Origin of the sequence: Variovorax sp. WDL1, from assembly GCF_001541225.1 — a bacterium.
Classification (GTDB): Bacteria; Pseudomonadota; Gammaproteobacteria; order Burkholderiales; family Burkholderiaceae_C; genus Variovorax.
Map to the genome: position 1 here is coordinate 1 of NZ_LMTS01000115.1, position 3,475 is coordinate 3,475.

2 protein-coding genes are annotated in these 3,475 nt (G+C 64.7%); both read left to right on the forward strand.

The window, feature by feature from the left end:
- Nucleotides 1-91 precede the first annotated feature (91 nt).
- Nucleotides 92-2,905 carry a DUF637 domain-containing protein gene (locus tag APY03_RS16060; RefSeq protein ID WP_232324293.1) on the forward strand — a complete coding sequence of 938 codons (2,814 nt, stop codon included), beginning with the start codon at nucleotides 92-94 and terminating at the stop codon, nucleotides 2,903-2,905.
- A gap of 5 nt (nucleotides 2,906-2,910) precedes the next feature.
- Entirely contained in the window at nucleotides 2,911-3,315 is a 405-nt protein-coding gene (locus APY03_RS16065) for a barstar family protein (protein ID WP_146039307.1), read from the forward strand.
- The last annotated feature ends 160 nt before the right edge of the window (nucleotides 3,316-3,475 follow it).

Here is a 3,475-nt window from a genome sequence, read left to right on the forward strand (position 1 = left end):
CGGCAGCGTGGCCGACGTCTGCACGCAGAAGGTGCTGGTGCCCCAGGTCTATGTGCGCGTGAGGGAGGGCGACATCGACGGCTCGGGGGCATTGCTGGCGGGCCGCAGCGTCGACCTGCGCCTGGCCGGTGACCTGAGCACCGCCGGCGGCACCATCGCCGGGCGCGAGACTGTCGTCATCTCGGCCGAGAACATCGACAACCTCGCAGGTCGCATCACGGGGCAGGACGCATTGCTGATGGCGCGCCAGGATCTCAACGTCATCGGCGGCACCATCGATGCGGGCAACAGCCTCGCGGTCGTCGCGGGACGAGACATCGACGTCGTGAGCACCACGAGAAACGCGCGCAGCGACTCGGGCATGCTGTTGGGCTCGGACCCGGCCAGCGGCGTGAAGCTCGCTGCCGTGACGCTCGACCGAGTCGCGGGTCTATATGTGACCAACCCGGGCGGCAGCCTGTTGGCCACGGCGGGGCGCGACCTGAACCTGGCCGGCGCCGAGGTGAAGAGTGCAGGCGACGCGGCACTTGCGGCCGGGCGGGACATAAACCTCGACACCGTCACGACCGGCCGCGCAGAAGACATCCGCTGGAGCGGCAGGAACTCGCGAGAGGGCCAGCAAAGCCGGGAGACCGGCACCACGGTCAGTGACGCGGTCAGCGTGAGCCTGCAGGCCGGGCGCGACCTGACCGGGCGCGCAGCCATCTTGAGCGCGGGCGAGACTCTGAGCCTCGATGCCGGCGGCAAGCTGGCCTTGTACGCCGGCGAGAACCAAGCCTCCGGCGAATCCCATCACGCCACCGGCAAGGGCATGACCAAGTACCACCTGGATGCCGACAGCCAGGAGACGAGCCTGGCGCGCACCACGCTCGGCGCGACGGGCATCCGGCTGCGAAGCGGCGGCGACATGACGCTCAGTGCCATCGACGCGAAGGCCGGGAGCCTGGCCATCGATGCCGGTGGCAAGCTCAGCCTGCTCGCGCAGTCAACCACCAGCGCGATGAGCCGCAAGGAGGTCGACAACGACGCGGCCTTCTCCTCGGCCTCGGGCAGCGGGCGCACGGACGAGACGAGCCACTACAACCGGTTCGCCGTCAAGGACCTGAGCCTCCAGGCCGCTCGTGGGGTGAAGGCGCAGCTCGGCCAGAACGACAGCCTCTCCGCTCTCGCGCAGCAGCCGGGCATGGCCTGGGTCAACCAGCTCGCCAACGACCCGGCGTTCGTCAACAGCGTCGAGTGGCAGCGCGTGAAGGAGGCGCACGACCGGTGGTCCTATCACCAGAGCGGCATGGGGCCGGTGACGGCGCTGGTGGTGAGCCTGGTGGCGGCAGCGGTGGCGGCGCCGGTAGCCGCCCAGGCGGGCGCGGCGGCTGGCGGTTCGGCAGCAGCGACGGGTTTGGGCGCTACGGTCTCTGCGGGTGTCAGTGGTGCTGTTCATGCGGGTGTTTCCGCCCTGGCAGGCCGAGCTGCCGTGAGCCTGGTGAACAACGACGGGGACCTGGGCAGGGTGATCCAGGAGATGGGCAGCAGCGAGGCGGTGAAGGGCATCGTCACGTCCATGCTGACGGCGGGCGTCATCGAAGGGCTGGGCGCCTCCGGGCTGCTGCCGGAAAACGTTGCCACTGCGACCAATGGCTCGGCGCGCTTCACGGACCAGTTGCAGCGGCAGTTGATCAACGGTGCGGCCACCGCGGTGGTGCGCAGAGCGGTCAATGGCACGAGCCTGGAGAACGAACTGCGAGACGCGCTGGTCAATGCGCTGCTGAACACAGCGGCCGCGCAGGGTGCGTTTGCCATCGGTCAGGCTGGGCCGCAAGGAAGCCAAACGCTCAATGCCTTTGCCACCGAGGTGGCGCATGCCATTGCGGGCTGCGCCGTGGGCGCAGGGCGAACGGGCAATGGCGAAGGTTGTGCATCTGGCGCCTTGGGCGCGGTGGCCGGACACGTGACGGCCCAGCTGATCAACCCGTCCGGCGATCCGGGCCGCACCATTGAGACCGTCGAGGTGTCGCGGCTCATGGGCGGCATTGCTGTGGCAATTGCAGGCGGCGATGAGCGCGAGGTGTACGTTGGCGCCGGCGCTGCGGGCTATGCGGTGGAGAACAACTATCTCACTGGCACTCAAACGAATCGCTTCCGACAATCAGTGCTGGCCTGCAGGAACGACACAGCCTGCATTGAGCAGCGCAGCGCTGAATGGCAGGGGATGGAGCGGCAACAACGTGAGCAGGCCGCTGTTTGCATGACGATCCGTGAATGCAATGAGATTTCATTGGCAGCACGCACGGGCATAGGCTTCACTGGCAGCGAAGCTAGAGAACTGTGCAGTGGCGTACAGAGCTGTGAGAGTTTTGCTACGGACCTGGGGCGGCGCAATGTGGTCGATGAGATCAATGCACGAGATAGCGGGCACGCAGGCTATCTAGCAAGACGTCGAGCAGATTTGATCGCAGCGGGGCTTGATCCAGATATGGCGACGTTGGCCGCGGGCGTCACCCCAGCAGATATGGCGTCGGCGGCGGTGGGGCTCGCTGGTGCTGTTCGCGGTGCAGGTGGACCTCGACCACCGGTCAATGGCCGGATGGTGCCGCGCATCAATGTGGCGTCTCTTTCAGCAGATGAGCAGGTCGCGGTTACACAGACAGTAAAGGGTATTGAAGCAGGAAGAGCGCCAAGTGGACCTCTGGGCGTGCGATGGGGGATACCCTTTCAAAATAGAGGTGGCGACCTCCCTGGGGGGCAGGGCGCCAACTCTCCATATCTCGAGTACCGTGTCGCACCCCCGCCTGGCGTCACGGGACCAGGACCAAATCGAATTGTTGTGAACGCTGTCACCGGAGAGATGTACTACACATGGACACACTACGGCGACAGCGGTAGCCCCGCATTCGTCCAAATTAGGTGATCGATATGGCAAAAGCTGGACTAACTTCGATTGAGCCCTCGGCAGTTGACGCACTGACACAGAGGTTCGAAAGAGATGGGGCGAAAGTGCTTGTCTTGCCGAAAGGAGCGACAGATTGCACCTCCTTTCTACAGATGGCAAAACAGTACTTGCCTCTATCGCCGCCACTAATCTCGGAGCAGATGGTGTGGGATGCCTTCAGTGATTCGCTCTGGAGCGGAATTCATGAGCTCTCGTCGGAGGAGGTACTGATCGTCTGGCATGGGTATCCAGACCTCAAGGCGGGCGATCCAGAGTGCTTCAAGCGAGTTAGGGAAATCCTCAATGAGATCGCCCAGACGTTGTCGAATCCCGCATACGGTGCGGGAAAAAAAGTCCACCTGTTAGTTGCCTTGGTAGAGCCTGCCTAGAAGTTGCGCCATGGCTAGAAGGGCCAGGACGACCGTGGACAGTGCTCTTCAAGGCCGACAATAACAGGGGTTGGTATCCCTCAATCGCCCCGCACCACCTCCGGATCGCACACATCCGCATGCAGCCGCTCCACCTCCGCCGCGCGCCGCAGCAGCACCG

Coding starts and splice junctions, on each gene's coding strand:
- APY03_RS16065 (WP_146039307.1), top strand. CDS start 2,911: ATGGCAAAAGCTGGACTAACTTCGATTGAGCCCTCGGCAGTTGACGCA.